This window comes from Parabacteroides provencensis (assembly GCF_900232875.1).
GTDB classification, from domain to species: Bacteria; Bacteroidota; Bacteroidia; order Bacteroidales; family Tannerellaceae; genus Parabacteroides; species Parabacteroides chinchillae.
Window position 1 is genome coordinate 233,193 of record NZ_LT960492.1, and the last position, 20,672, is coordinate 253,864.

Below are 20,672 nucleotides of genomic sequence, written 5' to 3' on the forward strand. Positions count from 1 at the left end.
TCATCTAGTTTTGAATGACCATGATTTAATCTTATGTCCATATACGGCAAAAAAGATCAGATAAAGATAGCATGGTGCCAATATCCAATAAGCATGCCGTATGGAAAACATATCTGCCAAATGACCGTATGCCAACGGAAGTACAGCATTACCGCATAATCCCATTACCAACAAAGACGAACCAATCTTGGTGAAACGTCCTAATCCTTTGATAGAAAGAGGCCATATTCCGGCATATATCAGTGAGTTGGGGAATCCCAATCCGACAAGGAACCAGATAGAAAGATTGGCTTCATGGCCGAACAAAGTTAGATCTATATGAGTGGATAGAGCCACACCAAGAGAGAATATCAATCCAAGTATACAGCAAAACTGAAAGGCACGTGTCTGTGATACATATTTGGGAATCAATACGATTCCCAGCATATATCCGAAAATTGTTGCAGTCAGTGTGTATGAAGGAAATACTTTTGCCTCAAGCAGATTTATTCCCATCGAACCGGCATAACCGATAATAGTATCGATAGCAATTACCTGTGTCCCTACATGCAGAAACATAGCAAATGCTCCCAAAATCAGGTACGGAAACTGGAATATGGAAGTGTGCGTTCCTCCAGAGCTTGCCTCTTCCTTATTTTCTTCCTCCTGATTAATCTCCGGCAATACCGAATAGCGGATAAATATACCTACGGCAAACAAAAATACACTCAAAATAGTATATGGCCATATTACCCGGCAAATCAAATCGTCAAGAACCAGGTTTTTCTCTTCTTCCGTATAAAAGCCAGCATCCAGTTGATCGAAAACAGCAGCATCACTGACTTTCAGGATTACGGCAGCAAAGATCAGCGGAGCGATAATACCGGCAAACTTGTTGCAGATACCCATTATACTGATTCGCTTCGCCGCACTTTCTATCGGCCCAACAATGGTAATATAGGGATTTGCCGCAGCTTGTAATATAGTCAATCCGGTTCCTATGGAAAAAAGTCCGATCAGAAAAATCAAATACGTACGCATCAATGCTGCCGGCACAAACAACAACGCTCCTGCCGCCATACAAAAGAAGCCATACATAATTCCTTTCTTAAAGCCGGCTCGTTTCAGAACATATGAAGCCGGTACGGACATTACCAGATAGGCTATATAAAAAGAGAATGTTACCAGATAAGACTGGAAATGAGTTAACTCACAAGCAATCCTAAAGTACGGAATAAGAATTGCATTCACCCAGGATACAAATCCAAAGATAAAAAACATCATTCCAACAATAGTAATCGCCATGTACATGGTTCGCTTTGAGTGGATCGGTGCAGTATTTTCTACAGACATAATTTTATTCAAGGTTAATTCGATTTATGATTATAACTTCATTTCCCATCCTTTTTCATACGTACGTCCCCAATATTTATTGGCTTCGCAGTCGTTCAGAATACGTCCATTCTGATGGTCTGTGTTTAACATATGTCCAGAACGTTGAGCGATATTACCCAGCTGTACTAACAATGTGCTTTTATGACCAGACAGAATATCTGCATTCAATGGAGTACCCTTACGGATACCGTCGAAGAAATTCTGGATATGAAGAGCATCCAGCTGTTCTGCCGGATTCATCAGATTACGAGGATCAATAGCAATCTGACTCTTTACGTGTTTTACAACTTTATCATCCAAATCATATACAGTATACGCATTGGCACCAGTAATCAGTAAGCTACCTTTTTCTCCGTAGAACATTGCTCCTACCGTACTGCCTTCTACTCCACGACCATTACAGCTACGTCCTTCCCAGGTCATGCATTTATTATTGCCAAATTCTATATTGACTATCTGAGTATCCGGTGTTTCCCAATCGTCATTATAACAATAGCGTCCACCAACAGATGTGACTTTTGTCGGGTAATCCAATTCCATACCCCAACGAAGAATATCCACCATGTGAGTTCCGTTATTCAATGCTTCGCCTGTACCCCAACGCCAGAACCAGTGCCAGTTATAGTGAACAACATTATCTTTATAGGCTACACGGGGAGCCGGGCCTTGCCATAATTCCCAATCCAACCAGTCAGGAACTGCAACCTCTTTACCAATACCAATAGACGGACGATTGTTCGTATACCAGCTCTTTCCGTAATAAACTTTACCGATAATCCCGTTCTTCAACTCCCGAATACCTTCTTGTACATTCGGCCACGAACGACGTTGATTACCCATTTGTAATAATTTGTTGTACTTCTGGGCTCCACTAACTAATATTTCCCCTTCTTCCGGAGAATGGCTACAGGGTTTTTCCAGGTATACATTTTTACCGGCTTGCATAGCCAGCAAAGCAGCCGGTGCATGCCAATGATCAGGAGTTGCAATAATGACTGCATCCATATCTTTAGATTCTAACATCTTACGAAGGTCTTTGTCTGTCTTCACTTTATTTCCTGCTATCTTCTGGATAGCTGAAGCACACTTCTGGATAGCCCGGCTGTCAACATCACATACATGGTTAACTTCACAACCTTCCTGTTTAGCAAAGTTAGAAGCCAGAGCAAGCCCTCTTGAATTAACTCCGATAGCCCCGACTCTTATCTTGTCATTTGCTCCAACAATATTATTATAACTCTTGGCACTAAAACCTTCCAGTACGCCTCCAAATGATAGCATTGCTGTTCCAACAGCTGCCTTCTTAATAAAATTACGCCTTGTTGTCATGTTTTCTTGGTATTAAATATTAGTTTATTATTTCTATCTCATCTGTTGTTGAAAAAAGTCTGCTATTTGATCTGTCATTTCCCAGGATATTCTATTTATATCCAAAGGCTTTTGCACATTAAGTGATTCCTTTTTTCCATATATATCATATAAATTAGATACGGCATCGATACAGGATTGTACAGCCTTTTTATCTTCATATCTATCCAACGCCGGTGCAACAATCATCAATGGACGTGGCGCTATGCAAGCCATAATTTCGGCATAATCTACCGGAACTTTTCCCGGTTCATCTGCAAACCATCCCAAACGAGGAATAAATCCGTGGGCATCGGCATAACTACGAATACTTGCATACTGTTTATTGCTAGTTCTCCATGGAGTAACTGAAGCTACTGCAGCAACCCCGGCAATACGGACATCCTGTGCTGCGGCTATCATACCAACAGTACCACCAATAGTATTTCCTAAAACAAATATGTTTTTATTATCAAGAAACGAAAATGCGTCTACAGCATCAACACAGTATTTAACATCTTCAACCATCTTTCCCATTTTACTCCATTGAGAGAACCGGTCATAAAAATATTGTGCTTCCAGCATACGAGTACCAAATCCAAACATGTCGATTGCCAAAACAGCAAATCCTTTATCTATAAGATGCTGGAATAAATGGCTGTTTCCCCTACCAGTCAGGTCTTTGTTATATCCATACGCATATCCATGCGCATACGAATACGAATGCAGGTATATTATAACAGGCAGCTTAGCATCCTTTTTCCTGTTTTTAGGGACATACAGGTTTCCACACATATGGTTTCCCATAGCCGTATAAGGTGCTATATGCATTATATCAGCATTAGGAACAACCGGACGTTTGGTAATCCATCCTATCCAATCTGTTTCAAAACTTGGAACGGGAACAATCTCTACAGGTTTGACCTGAGGAGGTTTAGTACCTAATAACCAATCAATATGATGCTGAATAAGCTTTTTGTCTGATAAAAATGCGATAGTGTCCCTATATTCTGATTGTAATATTACCGGATGTATCTGGTTTTTCGTTTGCTTTTCAGCCTGATGAGTCTTTGCCCATTTATCAAAAGTAAAATCGAAATAAAGATTGTTTACCCAAGGATACTGCTTCCTGCCGAATTGTATGTCCAGAAAGTCCAAACCTCTTTCCAAATCGCGAGCCATAGCAGCATGTTCTCCTAACCGGGCATATACGGCTATCTTATTATCAGCCTTCAAGAAATCATACACTTTCTTTACTGACTGGTAGCATTGTTCATTCGCCCACGGGTTCAATTGTTCCTCTACTATCGAATATTGAAATAATAAAGGACGGGGTGCTATCAAAGAAATCATTAGATTCTGGTCTACCGGCAACTTATCTTCCCGTCCAAAGAAAAAACGTAACCGGGGATGGAACCAATGCGCAGCATTGGCCGTTATATCATCCAGCGTTTGATTACAATACTGTGGGTCGCTAAAGCGCCATGGAGTTATCCCTCCCGTACCACAGCTACTTGTAATAACGGCTGTTATACGATCATCAAACGCTGCCGCCCATAATGATTGTTTGCCATTACGGGAATGTCCGGTAATAGCAATTTTTCCCTTGTCTACTTCCGGACGGGTATACAAATAATCTACCGCACGTGAAGCTCCCCACGCTCTACGCATCAGACAGGTAAAGTCATAATCGGGATATATTTCCTGATAATCTTGCGTATCATCTTTTTTATCGGCAGCAGCATAAACACAGGCTATGTATCCGCGTTCAACCGCCAATTGCGCCCAATTACGGTGCGACCATTGTGTCATATAAACAGGAAGCGGACGATCTCCATCCGGAATCATTAATTCTATTGTCATTTTAGCCTTATTGGAAGGACCAAAACGCATCTCTATCACCTGGATAAGTACGCCTCCCTCTTTATGTTCAGACAAAATTGCAGATTGAAAAGACGACGGAGCCGGTGGACGATGGCCTGATACCCAATATTGGTATTTATCTTTTATATCGTTCCTTTTCACCTGCCATTGATCTATTGAGGTAATATTTACCTGCTTACCATTCTTATCCATCACCAAAGGTTCAGGTAAAAACGGAACAGATACCATATTTTGAAAATCAGGAGGCAATTCTCCGGTACGATGCAACCAATCAAGCCATGTACTATCCTGTATAGTTATGCGCCGGCTTATGTTTGCCCGATGATCTTCCGGAACATTTATAGCAAGTATCTCTTTTAAGTACTGCTCACGACGTTCTTGTTCAGCAAGGCTTTGTGCATATAACGCAGAACACGTAGCATACAATATACTAACAAGAGCAAATATTATTATTCTTTTAGGCATACAATGATTAATTCAAGGTTGACATACTTTCGATTATCAAAGGTAGAGGTTTATATACTCATGTGTTACTCAAATTACGCCTAGCTACCTTCATAAAACGTCTTTTTTATATTATCTCAGATACTAATACATAGCCCGAATATAACGTTTATAAAATGTTTTCACAATTGAATATCAAAAAAAATTATATACTTTTGAGAAATAAATAATCTTATAATACCGGGATATCATGGAACTAACACTCCCTCAAAAACTAAATACACAAGAACCTATTTCATTTGACACAAAAGTACTAGTTGTAATAGGCACCAATGGAGCCGGCAAAAGTTCTTTCGGAAAAAAACTACTTAACATATATGGAGACCAAGCAAAAGAAATCTCCGGTTTACATGCTTTATTTATCAGCGGAACAAGTGATACCATTTTAGAAGAGGGCAACGAATTCTCTCATCTGCAATCAATGATTACAGAAAGACTTTTTATGCCTCGTCTTTCGGAATATGAAAAACTTATTTTGCGCCTGCAAAGTGAAGAATTTGAAGCTGCAGTTAATTATAAAGAAGAATGTAAAACAAACCGGGAACTCATTCTTCCTGTCACAAAAATAGATCAGATACAGAAAATATGGGAGAAAATGTTCCCACATAACCGACTAGTTCGCAAATCCGGCTTCATTGAATTAGCATCCACCAGCAAAGACAGCAATTCATATACAGCAGGAAGGATGAGCGATGGCGAAAAACTAGTATTCTATCTGATTGGTGCAATCCTATGCTCCCGCCCTAATTCATTATTAATTATTGAAGAACCGGAAACTTTATTGCACAACTCTATTAAAAACCTTCTATGGGATGAGATTGAAGCAATGCGGCCAGACTGTACCTATGTATATCTTACGCATGATATAGATTTTGCCACCTCACGCCGGGACAGTAAGCGAATATGGATACGATCTTATAATGCCGATGCACAAATATGGGACTACGAGCTAATTGAAAGTAATGAGAGTTTCCCTGAAGAAGTTTACATGGAAATATTAGGAAGTCGCAAACCTATCCTTTTTATAGAAGGGACAGACACAAACAGTATTGATAGCAGATTATATCCTCTTATCTTTCCTGATTATACGGTTAAGCCAATGGGAGGATGCCAAAAAGTCATAGAGACGACCAAAGCTTTCGGGCAATTGAAAGATTTCCATACCCTGGAAAGTAAAGGGATCGTAGACCGTGATCGTCGGACACAAGGAGAAATAAACTATCTGCACGAACAACATATATATGTTCCGGATGTAGCAGAAGTAGAAAACCTGTTGATGATTGAAGAAGTTATTAAAACAGTAGCACACCGTTTAATGAAAGATCAGGACGATGTATTCATGCAAGTAAAAGAAAATGTCATTAAACTATTTGAAAAAGATTTAGAATCGCAAGTTATCCTTCATGCCAAACATAGGGTAAGAAAAAAATTAGAAACAACTGTAGACCGCAAAATAACAACAGTCGAACAACTGTCTGAACACGTAGAAGACATACGGCTAAACATCCATGTACAAGAAATATACGACAATATCAAAAAAGAATTTGTTCAATACATTATCAATAGAGATTATAAAAATATACTCAGGGTTTATAATCAAAAAGGGATGTTGCCGCAAAGTAAATTATGCAACATTTGTGGCATAAACAATAAAGAAAGTTATTTGAATCTCATCCTTTCAATTCTTAAAGAGAATAAAGAAGATGCAAAAGCCATCCGTACAGCCATTAAAGAATCTTTAGGAATATAAAAAGTTATCCTAAAAGGAAGGATAAGTCCGCAAAAAATTGTTCTTTTGCATCTTATTTTTAATACAGAAGGAAAGTCTTTTTATAAACAATAAAAATATGCGCACACCTACTCTACAATACCTTTATCTGCAAAAGCCAATCACAATGGTGGTAATTATTTGTATTATTTCAGTATTACCATGGATTGGGTTAGGAGATTTTTCAACTAAAGGAGAACCACGCGAAGCGGCTGTTGCTACTTCTATGCTTGAAAGTGGAAACTGGATTCTTCCACAAACATATGCAAATGAATTTGCTTATAAGCCACCGATGGCGCATTGGTTAATGGCTATATTTTCATACCCGCAAGGGCATGTGTCCGAATTTACTTCCCGTCTACCGTCTGCATTAGCTTTTATCACTTTAATAGGTTTTGTACTTTTGTTTTTTGGTAAGCGGATTGTAAAATTCCAGGAAGCATTTATCGCTACTCTCTTGCTGGTAACCTGCGTGGAGTTACACCGGGCCGCTATGACAACGCGTGTAGACATGTTATTGACCACCTTCATTGTTATTGGTCTTTTCCAGCTCTACAGGTGGGAGGATAAACTGGAATTAAAAGGATTACCCGTAATCATTCCTATATTACTTGGTTGCGCTGTTTTGACAAAAGGCCCTGTTGGGGTCATATTGCCATTATTCGTTTTCTTCGTTTATTTATTGATGTTGAATAAATACAACGCCCTTACTATATTCAAAGCATTATTATATATCGGCGTTTCTTCCCTCTTTTTGCCTTTGCTATGGTATGTATCAGCATGGAAACAAGGTGGCGAAGATTTTCTTAATGTTGTATTAGCAGAAAACTTCGGACGTTTCTTTCATTTGTCAACACCAGCCATCAACTATAATTTAGGACACGAAAATGGCATTTTATACAACTTTGGAACATTAGCAGCAGGTTTTATTCCCTGGACAATTTTCTTTTTCTTTTCTTTATTCGGACTAAAAATCAAAAAAACAAATATCTCATTCAAAGAGATACTGAAAGATATTTGGCAACGCATCCGTTCCATGGAAAAAGTTCGTTTGTTCAGCCTGGTAGCTTTAGTCTGTATCATCTTTTTTTATTCCATTCCTTCAAGCAAACGTAGTGTATATTTAATGCCTGCTTATCCTTTCATCGCACTATTTCTGGCACAATATGCACTTTATATCACTGAATACAGGACGAAAGTAACACGTATATTTGCTGCATTTCTGGCATCTACCGTAGCTGTGGTTATAATCGCCATATTATTAACCATGTCCGGAATTATCAATCCGGTCACAATTGTTTCTCAATATTCGTCAAATCAATCCGTATTATATAATGTTCAACTTGTAACAAATGTACTAACATTCAAAAGTTTATTAACTACAACAATAGTTACGGTTGTATTATTATCTCTGGGAACAGTATATTACCAGATGTTCAAAAAGATAAATATTAAAATACTATACGCCACAATAGCTCTTACTTTCACAGTAAATTTACTTATTGATGGTGTAATAATGCGTAGTATTCGAAATGGTAACTCTTCCCGTCCTTTCGCCGAAAAGATTCGTAAAGAATATCCATTAAACGATAATAATATGTTTGTAATGAATAACCTGAAAGAATATACAAACATGTATGGTTTAAATTTCTATCTGGGAAATAAGTTCCATAATTTTGAAACAGAACAGCCGGAAAGCGGCTATCTTTTAGCTACAGACATCAGTTTGAATAAGATCATACAGAATTACGAGGAAAAATACATATTCAAAATACTTACAACGACAGAATATGCAATCAGTGAATTGCGCCAGAATATGGTATTATGTAGCTTTACAAGAAACAAGCAATAGAACATGAAAAAGATAAAGACTGCCCTTTTTGATTTCGACGGCGTAATAGTTGACACCGAACCTATATACGATATTTACTGGAATGAAGCAGCTCACCGCTACGGGTTGGGTATAAACGACTTTGCTTCCCTTATAAAAGGAACAACTTTGCCCTATATACTGGAAAAGTACTTCTCCAGCCATTCCGAAGAATTCCGTCAAAGAGTAATAGATGAATCGAATGCATTCGAAAAGGAAATGCCGTTTCCTCCTATGCCCGGCTCCATCGAATTTTTGCATATCCTCAAAGAGCATGGGGTAAAGATGGGACTGGTTACCAGTTCGGACGACATAAAAGTAAAACGGGCTTTCCATCTCCTTCACCTGGACAATATATTTGACACAATAGTTACAGCCGACCGCATAACCAGAGGAAAACCGGATCCCGCGTGTTATTTATTAGCTGCATCGGATTTGCAGGAATCCCCGGGCAACTGCCTGGTTTTTGAAGATTCATTTGCCGGCATACAATCCGGTACTTCTGCCGGCATGCGTGTTATAGGGTTAAGTACCAGCAATCCGGCTGAAACAATAAAAGATAAAGTATACAAAGTTATACCTAATTTCGAAGGTTTTACGTTTGCTGATTACCAGAGCTGGTAATCGTTGAATATAAACCGGTTAAATATCTATTTTAAAAGTCCTGTCTTTTAAACACAAAAGACAGGACTTTTAATTTGCTGTATTACTATTTTTTAGAAATTATATCCGACACGAACACCAACCATAGGTCTGCTCAGATCTTTAATAATCAAGTATTTCACTTCCAGCCCTACACTCAGGTTGTTTGTAGCATATACTTCACCACCCAAACCAATATTCGCACCAAAACGTGTAGCATTAACTGAGAGTCCCTGGCCTAAACTTGATTTCCAAAAAGACATATCTAAACCGGCCAACGGATAAAAACCAAACATTTCACTCAACTTTACTACATAATGAGCATTGACATCTATAGCCCATGCGCTTAACGTGTTATTCTTGACATGATAGGTCAGAGACGGAGCGATACGGAAATCATCCAAAATACAATACCGGTAATCCAAGCCTAACGTAGCATTGCCTATATCATCAAATCCGTATCCGATATTAAACCCAACTGATGATCTTCCCTGTTCCGTTTGTGAATAAGCGCCTAAACTAATAACGGCCAGCATAATCATAATGACAAATTTTTTCATACACTTTTATTTTAGTTCAACATTTACATCACAAATATAAACTATTTATTTTACTTTCAACCGTTCTCCGGCACTCTTTACAATACAACGGTAATATTCTTCGTCATATCCCGGAAAATCAGGTGAAGCAGACAATCCATAACCATTGTGTTTAAAATGTCCGTTTTCTTCCTTCTTCACATTACCATCCATATATTTAACCAAAAGATATTCACCCAGTTTTTTCCAACGGGTAGTTGCAGCATCAGCATTGGTTGTACTAAACCAAGTCAAAAAACGAACGGCTTCAGCCGGATTTTTTTCATATAGTTTAACGGCGGCGGCATCTATAGCCGGCAATACTTCTTTGTAGCTATTTTCCAATTCTTGTTGAACAGGACGTATATCCTGTATCATATAGCTATATTTTCCATAAGCCATATTGGCTACCCAATTGTGAATCCAGAAAGCCGATGTCCACGAAAAATTCATCATGTCTCCATTTCCTACACGATAACATTCCGGTACATCCGTTACCGAACAATAAACCGGAGTAAATACAGCCATGTCCGCGTCGTCAACCCCAAACCAAAGTACGCCACCAACAGCATCCGGCAACCAGTTTCGCATTTGCGGAACAATTACAAAACCTGTTTGTTGTGTAGCAATTGCACGTTCGTTTGTGTATTCCTGCCCATCAACATTAAAGGTCATAGGACGCCACCGATAAGGAACTTTATAAGAGCCGGCCCCAGCATCCTGCGTCATATCCAAGTCGGTTCCTTCAAAATGGTCACGCATCGCATTCTGAACATCTTGAACAGACAACAAACGATCCGGTTTAATGTACAAAGGCATAGGCTCCTTTGAAGTATCGCCTTTTATAAAATCGGCATATTTATCCATCGACTTATCATATTTTCGGAAGAAAGACCATACACGGGCTTCACATCCACGCAAAGCACTGAACTCATATGGACAATAAGCCTTTGCAAAACTAAAATCCTTATCTTTTCCCTTAAAATACCCTTTTTCACGAGCAAAAGAAACCACATCCGGAGAATACATACAATTTTCCTTGTCGTCAAATGGTATTTGCTGAATACGAGACTGGTTAGCATGTGCGGCAATACAATCGTCAGGAATACGTATAGCAACCCATACCGCACCTTTATTGCCTACACCTTTTCCTATCATTTCCATAATCCATGCTTCATTTTTATCGGCAATGGAAAAAGACTCTCCGCTACTGTAATAACCATATTCTTTAACCAGATCGGTCATTACCTTAATAGCTTCACGTGCTGACTTTGATCGTTGCAAGGCTATATAAATAAGACTTCCATAATCCATAATGCCCGTTGAATCTTCCAATTCGGAACGACCACCAAAGGTACTTTCTGTTATAGCAACCTGGTATTCATTCATATTTCCTACAACAGAATAGGTTTGTTCTACCTGGGATATTTCCCCGAGAGGTTTACCCGTATCCCATTCATTCACCTGAAGCATTGTTCCTTTAGGCCATGTTGCAGCAGGCCAACGGTATAATTCACCATACAACGTATGTGAATCGGCAGCATAGCTTATCATTACCGAACCATCAACCGACGCTTTTTTACCGACTAACAAACCTGTACAAGCTTCTGCTTCCTGACCGGCAAATATAACCGCACAAACGGCTATCAGTATCCATTTTTTCATCATATATAAATAAAGTTTAAGCGAATAATAACATATAAGTGGCAGCCCCGCAACAATAACCTATCAAAGCCAGAATAGAAAATCGTTTCGTATAATACATAAAATCAATCTTCTCTATTCCCATTACTGTAACACCTGTAGCAGAACCAATAATTAAAATACTACCACCCGTAACAGCACAATATGCCAGGAATGTCCAGAAACCGCCGTCCGACATAAAAAATTGTGCATAATGAGACAAACCGACAGTCTGTTCTACAACAGGATACATACCCATTGTTGCAGCAACCAGTGCAACATTGTCCACACATGAAGAAAGAGCACCTATGACAAAACTAATAAGATAAGGCTCGTGCACATGCTTATCTAAAAATGCAGACATAATACCTAACTGGCCGGATGTTTCCAATGCTCCTACAGCCATCAAAATGCCTAAGAAAAAGAAAATCGTAGACAAATCTATATTAGGTAATAATTGTGCTATACGTAATTTTTGAGATTCATGCATATGTAACTTACTATACATAATATCCGTGTACACCCACAAAATCACTAATCCCAACAATACGCCTAAAAATGGAGGCAGATCTGTCAACATCTGAAACACAGGCACCAATGCCAAAGACAAGATACCTATTATGAATATTATTTTTCGGGAACGTGTTGGAATCTCCGGAACATATTCATCCGCCTGTTCTTCTTCACTCATAACCCGCAATGTAGTTCCTTTTTTAAACAACCAAAAATGGGCAATAGAAAGAGGAACGAGCATATTTATTAATGCAGGAATAAAAACATGAGAAATCTGATGCATAGCTGTTATGTTCTTTCCAACCCATAATAAGATTGTCGTCACATCACCTATAGGAGACCATGAACCGCCGGCATTAGCTGCTATAATAACCATACAAGCATATTTCAAACGGTCTGTCCGATCTGGTACCAATTTACGAAGCACAGCCATGATAACTATCGCCGCAGCCAGATTATCCAGCAACGCCGAAAAAAAGAATGTTGCAAAACTTATATACCATAGCAACTTTCGCTTATTCTCCGTACGTATATAACCCGTTACGGCACGAAAACCACCATGTTTATCCACAATATCGACAATCAGCATAGAACACATTACAAAAAATAATGTTTCCGATNTTGCAAAACTTATATACCATAGCAACTTTCGCTTATTCTCCGTACGTATATAACCCGTTACGGCACGAAAACCACCATGTTTATCCACAATATCGACAATCAGCATAGAACACATTACAAAAAATAATGTTTCCGATACATTTCCCAAATGAAATACAATAGACCGGTTTGTTATGAAATTAACAAATTGGACATGGGCAGGCTGATTCAGCATATCCGGATTTTGTGTCAGAAAGTCCAGGAATATAGGATTCGATCGTTCAATAAAGATGTTATATGCATCAAACATCAAAATCATCCACAGCGAAATGGCCATAAATAAAGCTATGGCCGCTTTGTTAATCTTTATCTTGTCTTCCAGGGCTATCGCCAATATTCCCAAGACAAAAATTACAGGCATCAAAATGAACATAAATGTAATATTTTAGTTAGTTTTCCGAATAAAAACGATCATAAGCTATATAAATATTTTATTTCATCAGCCCAGATAGACTCATCTGGCGTCTCTAATATAAGCGGTATATCATCAAAACGGGAATCGTGCATAATCATTTGAAAAGGAATAATTCCCATTACTCCTTTTCCTATGCTGTCATGGCGGTCAACTCTTGACCCCATATCTTTTTTAGAATCATTCAGGTGCATTCCTTTCAAATAAGAAAAACCTATAACTTCATCAAAATGCCGGAAAGTTTCCTTAAAACCATCCTCTGTTTTTATATCATATCCTGCAGCTAGCGTATGAGCAGTATCAATACATACGCCCACCCTGGATTTATCTTCTACTTTATCTATAATATATGCAATCTGCTCAAACGTATAACCAAGATTCGTGCCTTGTCCGGCCGTATTTTCTATTACGGCACAAACACCGTTCGTTTTGCTTAACGCCCAATTGACAGACTCTGCGATACGAGTTAAGCATTCTTCATCTGTCATTTCATTTAAAGAACTTCCGGGATGAAAATTCAACAAGTCAAGCCCCAGTTGTTCACATCGCTGCATCTCATCTAAAAAAGCAGCACGGGATTTCAGCAATCCTTCTTCTTCCGGATGCCCTAGATTAATAAGATAACTGTCATGAGGCAGAATATGCTTAGGTAAATAGCCAAATTCCTCACAACGTTCTTTAAAAAGAGAAATACTTTTTTCTGCTAATGGAGCAGATTTCCATTGACGTTGATTACGAGTGAAAAGAGCAAAAGCCTTTGCTCCTATCGCCTGAGCATTCAAAGGTGCATTTTCGACACCTCCCGATGCAGACACATGAGCTCCTATGTATTTCATATTCTGTTTATTTTATATTATTCACCTTCAATCTTACACCCGCAAAAATGAAATTCTTCCTTTGCACGCTCGGGAGAACTTATAAAATATACTAAATCAGCCCGCGAACAAAGCTCATCTTCCGAATTATATATTTCTGTTTCTATAAAAATGGCATTTCTTTTATGATCCTTAATGCGTCCGCGTATGGTCAACCGGGGATCAAGAGTAGATATACTTTTTATAAATTTAGCATCTAAACGTGAAGTAACGCCAGACGTTTGTAACTTGCGCATAATAACCCAACCTGCCAATTCATCCATTAATGTAGTCTGAATACCACCATGCAAAGTATTCAACCATCCTTGATAGTAATCGCAAGGCTTCCAAAAAGCAACAATATCATTATCCTCTTCATAAAATTCCATATGCAATCCCTGCGGATTTGCAGGAGCACAACCGAAGCACATATAGCCTTCCAAACCATCCCACGGGTTTATTATTTTTTTCATATCAACAATAATTTATGTTTATTGTTATTCGTCCGGAATGGCAACGTTTATCTATTCCGGTCAGCAAATATAACAAAAAACCGCCTTCCCCGAAAGGAAGACGGCCTTATAAAATGTAATATAAAATTCCCCTGAATGCTTATTCTTCAATATCCGGTTGCAAGAAATCCAAAAAGCATAAAGCAGCCAAAGCTGTCCCATATCTTTTTTCGATGGTAATCCCTTCCGTTATAAAGTTAAGTTCACCTAAATAATATTTATCGTACGTCTTCTGGTGAAGATCATTGATTACACGAATCAAACGGGACTCAAGTTCTTCAATACGATAACGACCACTAACCTCACATACAAGTCCTCCCACTTTCTCATCAAAGTTTTCATCCTTGTACATCCAAGCGTAAACCACACCAGCAGATACAAACTCATCCTGGTATCCATGAGACACCGCCATGATAGTTTTCATTTCAGAACCAAATGGAGGAAGATCTATTTCATCCATGGTTGCCAGATGTGCCGTTGCTGGAATAACAGACGAATATGTCATAATATTAAAGTCTGATATACCGGCATCATAAAGAGCCATGTGATAAGAACCCGCATGTTTTTCCAAATCAGATTCACCACTACCCTTTGTAATAAAAAAGGTGTTTGGAATTAAATTCCCAACTTTCTTTACCATCTACAAAATATGTTTTACTTATTAATAATGTATTGAGCGTGCAAAAATAAAAACTTATTCGGGATTTTTCTCCTTTTCCGGGTAGAAATAAATCATCCCGATCATTTTTGCAAATTATCGGGATGATTTATAAAAATGATCGGGATGATTTTTCAAATTCTTTTTTCGTTCCTTTAAACAAATTCAATGCCTGGCATGTTATGATAATACAAACAACATTAAAACATATAAGGCCATGCTTACATTATGTCTTAGTTTATTATTGTTGATTACAAATAGTCAAATAACAGATAAAAAAGAAGAAGTCATGAAATTTGAATTAATTCAATTACCCTATGCAGCAAACGCTCTGGAACCGGTAATATCAAAACAGACCATTGAGTTACATCATGGGAAACATTTACAGACTTATGTAAATAATCTGAACAATCTTGTACCAGGTACCAAGTTTGAAAACGCACCTCTTGAAACAATTGTAAAAGAATCGGATGGTGCTATATTCAACAACGCAGGGCAAGTTTTAAATCATAATTTATATTTCACTCAATTTTCACCTAAAGGCGGAGGAGTACCAACTGGCAAACTTGCCGAAGCAATAAATAAGGAATGGGGTTCTTTTGAGAATTTCCAAAAAGAATTTGTTGCTGCAGGCACAGGCTTATTTGGCTCCGGTTGGGTTTGGTTAGCCGAAGACAACAACGGTAAACTTTCAATAACCAAAGAAGCAAACGGCAGCAATCCTGTTGTTAAAGGATTAAAACCTCTTTTAGGCTTCGACGTTTGGGAACATTCTTATTATTTAGATTATCAGAATCGTCGTGCCGATCATTTGAATGCTTTATGGAAAATTATTGACTGGGACGTGGTTGGTAAACGGTACTAACCGAAATTAGCTCAAGTTTAAAATGTAATAAGAAACCGCCGGAATGTTACGAGGGCACTGAAAAAGTATCTCTCCATTGATGGAATCTAAAATTCATCGGCATATATTCAAGTGATAAACTTGTGTATGTGCCGATTTTTTAGTAACTTTATGGTACATAATCAGAGAGATATGTTACCACTACAACGAACCATTCAGTTCAGCGATTATGCTGATTTATATGATTTGATCCTCCCTAAGGATAACCTGTTGCGGCAAATCAATGATTTAATAGACTTCTCTTTTATCCACCAGGAGCTGGTAGATAAGTATTGTCAGGACAATGGCAGAATGGCAGAAAGCTCAGTACGGATGTTCAAGTATCTTTTGTTGAAGACGATCTATGACATTTCAGACGTTGATGTGGTAGAACGTTCCAGATATGACATGTCTTTCAAATACTTCCTTGATATGAATCCGGAGGAAACAGATTTGATCAATCCGAGTTCACTGTGTAAATTTCGCAAGTTGCGGCTTAAAGATAAGGATCTGCTCGATATGCTTATCGGTAAAACAGTGAGTATAGCCATAGAGAAAGATATTATCAAGTCACGCACGATAATAGTTGATGCCACCCACACCGGCTCACGGAGCAATCCTTGGTCTTCCCTGGAGATATTGCGGTTACGCTCCAAGCATTTACGTAAAAGCATCTATAACACTGACGATCGGATAAAGGGTTCTCTTCCAGAAAAGAACACGGTTGATGATATTGAACACGAGCTTGGCTATACAAAGGCGTTGATTGACGTGGTGGGTTCAAATCCCGCATTGGCCGAGGTCCCTAAGATTAAAGAACGGCTGAACATGCTCAAGGAGGTATTGTCGGATATCGAGGATCATTATGTGACTTCCAAGGATGGGGATGCGCGGATGGGCCATAAAAGCACGGATGATTCCTTCTTTGGTTACAAGACTCATATTGCCATGAGTGACGAACGCATCATCACTGCTGCGACTGTCACTTCTGGAGAAAAGGGAGACGGTCCACAACTTCAGGAACTTGTGGAGCAGAGCCGTGCAAACGGTATGGAAGTGGAGACAGTTGTAGGAGATACCGCATATTCGGGTAAGGACAACATTATTTTATCCAATGATGAAGCGAATGGATTTAAGCTGGTGGCAAGACTAAACCCGATGATAAGCAATGGTGCACGTAAAGATGAAGATAAATTCGAATTTAACAAGGATGCCGGAATGTTTGTATGTCCGGCCGGACACATGGCGATAAGGCGTGCCCGGCAAGGGAAAAAGAATCAGGCTAAAAACCAGGTTATGGTATATTACTTCGATGTAGAGAAGTGTAAGCCATGTTCACGAAGAAACGGCTGCTACAAGGACGGAGCCAGGACAAAAACATATGCCGTACAAATCCAATGCGAGCAACACAAGCGACAAGCCGACTTCGAGAAGTCCGATGAATTCAGAGAGAAGGCTAAAATCCGGTATAAGATAGAAGCCAAGAACTCAGAATTAAAAAACGTATTAGGTTATGACCGGGCCTGGGCGTATGGCATAGATTGCATGCGAATGCAAGGCGCTATGGTTATTTTCGTAGCCAACATCAAGAGAATCCTCAAATTAAGTTAATGATTAATGGAAAATATGTTTTTTAAGTTAGCCCATTTGAAGTCTTTTGGGGAAACAATCTAAGCCAATAGCGAACCATCCTTCTAAAAAAATAAAATTCGCCAAATCCAATTGAATGAACTTGGCGAACCTTTTGTTTTGCCTCATCGGAAGAGGAATGCTGAAAAATTGTATATTTTTCAGTGCCCTCAATGTTACCGGCGGTTTTTTTATTTTAGATTTCTATCGGTTAGACTTAACCGATAGAGAAATAAACTTTTAGCGAATTATTCAAGAAATAGAGGTAACGATTTAGCAACCGTGGATTTTCGGCGTTTTATGCAAAAAACAGCCCAAAAGTCGAAGAGACAAATGGGCTACTAAAGTGTGTTTTAAAGTTATTCTACCTGAAAAGATTTTTTAAAAAATATCTCTATCTTATCAAAAGGAATCACTGCCAAATTATCGTATAAGTCTGTGTGGTTCGCTCCAGGGATAATAAGTAGTTCCTTATTCGCTCCAGTCAACCTCTTATAGGCATCTTCGCTGAAATAGCGTGAATGTGCCTTTTCACCGTGTATCAATAATACTGCACTGCGGATTTCGTCTATGTATGCAAGAATTGGAAGATTGATGAAAGACAGAGATGCGGTTTTATTAATTCCATCATTGGAATTGGGTGAGCGGTGATGGTAGCCACGTTCTGTTTTATAATAATCATGATATTGGCGCACAAAAAGCGGTGCTTCTTCCGGTACAGGATTTACGACACCTCCATCACGATCGTAAGTTCCGTTTTGGTAATCTTTTGTGCGTTGCTTGTTAAGTTGTACGCGAAGCTGATAACGGTCATCGGCAGACATTGTATCAAAGTACCCATTGGCATTTACACGGCTCATATCATACATCGTAGAAGCAACGGTAGCTTTGATGCGGGGATCGTTAGCCGCTGCGTTCAAGGCAAATCCGCCCCAACCGCAAACACCGAGGATACCGATTGATCCGGAATCCACATCCTCACGGGTCAGCAGATAATCGACCGCCGCACTGAAATCGTCTGTACTTATTTCAGGCGAAGTAAGATTGCGAGGAGTACCGCTGCTTTCGCCATAAAACGAAGGGTCGAAAGCAATAGTCAGAAAACCTCGCTCGGCAAGGGATTGTGCATATCGTCCCGATACCTGCTCTTTTACTGCGCCATACGGTCCGCATACGGCTACTGCCGCCAACTGTCCGCTTGCATCCAACGGCTTGTAAAGGTCTGCTACAAGTGTTATCCCGTAGCGGTTATGAAATGTAATTTTAGAGTGGGTCACTTTTTCGCTTTCGGGAAATGTTTTGTCCCATTCTTGAGTTAATTCTAAAGTATCCATGTCTGATGAGTTTTTATACTTAATTGTTTCCGATGCCATGACATCCGTAAGTGACAGAGATATCATTATGGCAATAATTTGTAATTTCATACTACTATTGTTTTTGTTCTCTCATATTTCAAATGTTTTTCTAATTTATTAGACTTCAATTTTCTTAATAAAACGAGCGGGGTTTCCTGCTACCACCGTCATAGGCGGCACATCTTTGGTAACGACACTGCCAGCTCCGACAATCGCACCGTAACCGATGCGCACTCCCGGAAGAATGGTTGAATTGATGCCAATCCATGCCCTATCTTCTATGACTATCGGACGACCATAGGTTGCACTGCGGTTTTCCGGATTCGGGTCATGGTTGATGGTTATCAGATTGACTTTCGGACCGATGAATACATCATTGCCGATGGTAATACCTCCACGACCAAAGAAAGTGCAGCACTGCTGGATGAAACACCCCTTTCCGATGGTAATCGGCTTGCCATAATCAATATAAAGCGGCGGTAGCACCGTTGTACTCTCTTCGAGTGGTTTACCAAGAATCCGTCCCATATAGTCATGGACTTCTTCAGGAGTACGATAACCTGTATTCATTACTGTTGCAGTCTTAATAGTTTCGAAAATATCGGTAATCAACGCCTCGTAACCCGGTTCGTTTTGGGAAACCATCTCGCCTGACAAATCTTTTTCAAAAATATCTTTCATGTTGTTCCTTATTTAATAGTGATACCTCCGTCTACAATTAAGCCATGCCCGTTCATATAAGTTGCTTGCGGACTGCATAGCCACAATACGGCATCGGCGATTTCTTCGGGCTTGCCCAAACGTCCGCTCGGAATATCCTTTGTAAAGGCACTTTCTAACTGGGGATTGCGGCTTATCAACTCATCTACCATTGCGGTTTGGATAACTCCCGGACATATGGCATTAATGCGAATCCCTTTTGCCGCATAATCAATTGCGGCAGTTTTTGTCAATCCGAGAACGGCATGTTTACAAGCTATATAGGCAGCCTGTCCCGGAAAGCCGACCACACCTCCTGCCGATGCGGTATTGACGATGGCTCCGCTTCCTTGCTCCAGCATTTGGAGAATTTCATAGCGCATACAATTCCATACGCCTTTCAAGTCTACAGCCACAGTGCGGTCAAACTCGTCATCGGTAATCTCAGCCATAGGACGTTGCGGAGTTTGTATTCCGGCATTATTAAGAGCTGCATCCAAACGTCCGTAAGTAGCTATAATCCAATCAATCATTTCTTTTACAGCTTGAGTATCGGACACATCAAGGCGATAAGCAGTCGCTTTGTATCCTTCAGCAACCAATCTTTCAGCCTGTACTTTCGGCTCGTTAATATCTAACAAAACGGTAATATAGCCTGCACGGGCAAATGCTTCTGCACAAGCAAGACCGATTCCCATTCCTGCACCTGTCACCAAAGCCACTTTTTCTTTCATTGTTTTTGTTTCTGTCATAATTATATGATGTTATCTGTTATAAGCTCTAATTATTTTCTGATGCAAAGGTAAGAGGTCTATGGCATTACGGCTTTGTTGTGCGGTTCAAAGTG

General features: G+C 39.3%; 16 protein-coding genes and 2 pseudogenes. 5 read left to right on the forward strand and 13 right to left on the reverse strand.

Going from position 1 to position 20,672, the window contains the following annotated elements; translation table 11 throughout:
- Genes CTY47_RS15735 through CTY47_RS15745 form a run of 3 tightly spaced genes read right to left on the reverse strand, consistent with a single transcriptional unit; the run spans position 1 to position 5,070 of the window.
- The gene (locus CTY47_RS15735; RefSeq protein ID WP_099465735.1) at positions 1 to 1,332 is read right to left on the reverse strand and encodes a sugar MFS transporter; all 1,332 of its coding nucleotides are present in this window, start codon (positions 1,330 to 1,332) and stop codon (positions 1 to 3) included.
- A gap of 30 nt (positions 1,333 to 1,362) precedes the next feature.
- Complete coding sequence (locus tag CTY47_RS15740; RefSeq protein WP_099465736.1) at positions 1,363 to 2,703, reverse strand: Gfo/Idh/MocA family oxidoreductase; 1,341 nt, start codon at positions 2,701 to 2,703, stop codon at positions 1,363 to 1,365.
- 33 nt (positions 2,704 to 2,736) lie between these two features.
- Complete coding sequence (locus CTY47_RS15745) at positions 2,737 to 5,070, reverse strand: glucuronyl esterase domain-containing protein (protein ID WP_099465737.1); 2,334 nt, start codon at positions 5,068 to 5,070, stop codon at positions 2,737 to 2,739.
- Positions 5,071 to 5,299: 229 nt separating this feature from the next.
- Here CTY47_RS15745 and CTY47_RS15750 point away from each other — a divergent pair, with 229 nt between their 5' ends.
- The 3 genes from CTY47_RS15750 to CTY47_RS15760 all read left to right on the forward strand — a co-directional run bounded on the left by CTY47_RS15750 (position 5,300) and on the right by CTY47_RS15760 (position 9,371).
- A complete protein-coding gene (locus CTY47_RS15750; protein WP_099465738.1) occupies positions 5,300 to 6,859 on the forward strand; it encodes a DUF4435 domain-containing protein in 1,560 nt (519 codons plus the stop codon).
- A gap of 97 nt (positions 6,860 to 6,956) precedes the next feature.
- Positions 6,957 to 8,729 carry an ArnT family glycosyltransferase gene (locus CTY47_RS15755; RefSeq protein ID WP_099465739.1) on the forward strand — a complete coding sequence of 591 codons (1,773 nt, stop codon included), beginning with the start codon at positions 6,957 to 6,959 and terminating at the stop codon, positions 8,727 to 8,729.
- Positions 8,730 to 8,732: 3 nt separating this feature from the next.
- Positions 8,733 to 9,371 (forward strand): HAD family hydrolase, encoded by a 639-nt coding sequence (locus CTY47_RS15760; protein WP_099465740.1) that lies wholly within the window; start codon positions 8,733 to 8,735, stop codon positions 9,369 to 9,371.
- A gap of 92 nt (positions 9,372 to 9,463) precedes the next feature.
- Here CTY47_RS15760 and CTY47_RS15765 read toward each other — a convergent pair whose 3' ends face one another.
- The 7 genes and pseudogenes from CTY47_RS15765 to CTY47_RS15790 form a co-directional block, all read right to left on the reverse strand.
- Positions 9,464 to 9,949 (reverse strand): outer membrane beta-barrel protein, encoded by a 486-nt coding sequence (locus CTY47_RS15765; RefSeq protein ID WP_099465741.1) that lies wholly within the window; start codon positions 9,947 to 9,949, stop codon positions 9,464 to 9,466.
- Between the two features lie 45 nt (positions 9,950 to 9,994).
- Positions 9,995 to 11,635 carry a dipeptidase gene (locus CTY47_RS15770; RefSeq protein WP_099465742.1) on the reverse strand — a complete coding sequence of 547 codons (1,641 nt, stop codon included), beginning with the start codon at positions 11,633 to 11,635 and terminating at the stop codon, positions 9,995 to 9,997.
- A 13-nt stretch (positions 11,636 to 11,648) separates the two neighbouring features.
- Positions 11,649 to 12,782, reverse strand: a pseudogene (gene nhaD, locus CTY47_RS15775) (sodium:proton antiporter NhaD); the annotation flags it as partial.
- Positions 12,783 to 12,797: 15 nt separating this feature from the next.
- Positions 12,798 to 13,196: pseudogene (locus CTY47_RS17680) on the reverse strand (sodium:proton antiporter NhaD); the annotation flags it as partial.
- Positions 13,197 to 13,234: 38 nt separating this feature from the next.
- Positions 13,235 to 14,071, reverse strand: coding sequence for a deoxyribonuclease IV (gene nfo, locus CTY47_RS15780; protein ID WP_099465743.1), 837 nt, complete (start codon positions 14,069 to 14,071; stop codon positions 13,235 to 13,237).
- A 17-nt stretch (positions 14,072 to 14,088) separates the two neighbouring features.
- Positions 14,089 to 14,562 carry a PaaI family thioesterase gene (locus CTY47_RS15785; protein WP_099465744.1) on the reverse strand — a complete coding sequence of 158 codons (474 nt, stop codon included), beginning with the start codon at positions 14,560 to 14,562 and terminating at the stop codon, positions 14,089 to 14,091.
- Positions 14,563 to 14,701: 139 nt separating this feature from the next.
- Positions 14,702 to 15,241: a pyruvoyl-dependent arginine decarboxylase gene (locus CTY47_RS15790; RefSeq protein ID WP_099465745.1), complete on the reverse strand. Its 540-nt coding sequence runs from the start codon at positions 15,239 to 15,241 to the stop codon at positions 14,702 to 14,704.
- A gap of 235 nt (positions 15,242 to 15,476) precedes the next feature.
- Here CTY47_RS15790 and CTY47_RS15795 point away from each other — a divergent pair, with 235 nt between their 5' ends.
- Positions 15,477 to 16,124, forward strand: coding sequence for a superoxide dismutase (locus CTY47_RS15795; protein WP_099465746.1), 648 nt, complete (start codon positions 15,477 to 15,479; stop codon positions 16,122 to 16,124).
- Between the two features lie 171 nt (positions 16,125 to 16,295).
- Positions 16,296 to 17,753, forward strand: coding sequence for an IS1182 family transposase (locus CTY47_RS15800; protein WP_099463647.1), 1,458 nt, complete (start codon positions 16,296 to 16,298; stop codon positions 17,751 to 17,753).
- A gap of 377 nt (positions 17,754 to 18,130) precedes the next feature.
- On the opposite strand, the gene CTY47_RS15805 is transcribed toward CTY47_RS15800, so the two are convergent.
- From CTY47_RS15805 to CTY47_RS15815, 3 genes are read right to left on the reverse strand one after another with little or no spacing between them, the layout of a single operon-like run.
- Entirely contained in the window at positions 18,131 to 19,195 is a 1,065-nt protein-coding gene (locus CTY47_RS15805; RefSeq protein ID WP_099465747.1) for an alpha/beta hydrolase, read from the reverse strand.
- 48 nt (positions 19,196 to 19,243) lie between these two features.
- Positions 19,244 to 19,807 carry a DapH/DapD/GlmU-related protein gene (locus CTY47_RS15810; RefSeq protein WP_099465748.1) on the reverse strand — a complete coding sequence of 188 codons (564 nt, stop codon included), beginning with the start codon at positions 19,805 to 19,807 and terminating at the stop codon, positions 19,244 to 19,246.
- A gap of 8 nt (positions 19,808 to 19,815) precedes the next feature.
- Positions 19,816 to 20,577 carry an SDR family NAD(P)-dependent oxidoreductase gene (locus CTY47_RS15815; RefSeq protein WP_199163442.1) on the reverse strand — a complete coding sequence of 254 codons (762 nt, stop codon included), beginning with the start codon at positions 20,575 to 20,577 and terminating at the stop codon, positions 19,816 to 19,818.
- Positions 20,578 to 20,672 lie beyond the last annotated feature (95 nt).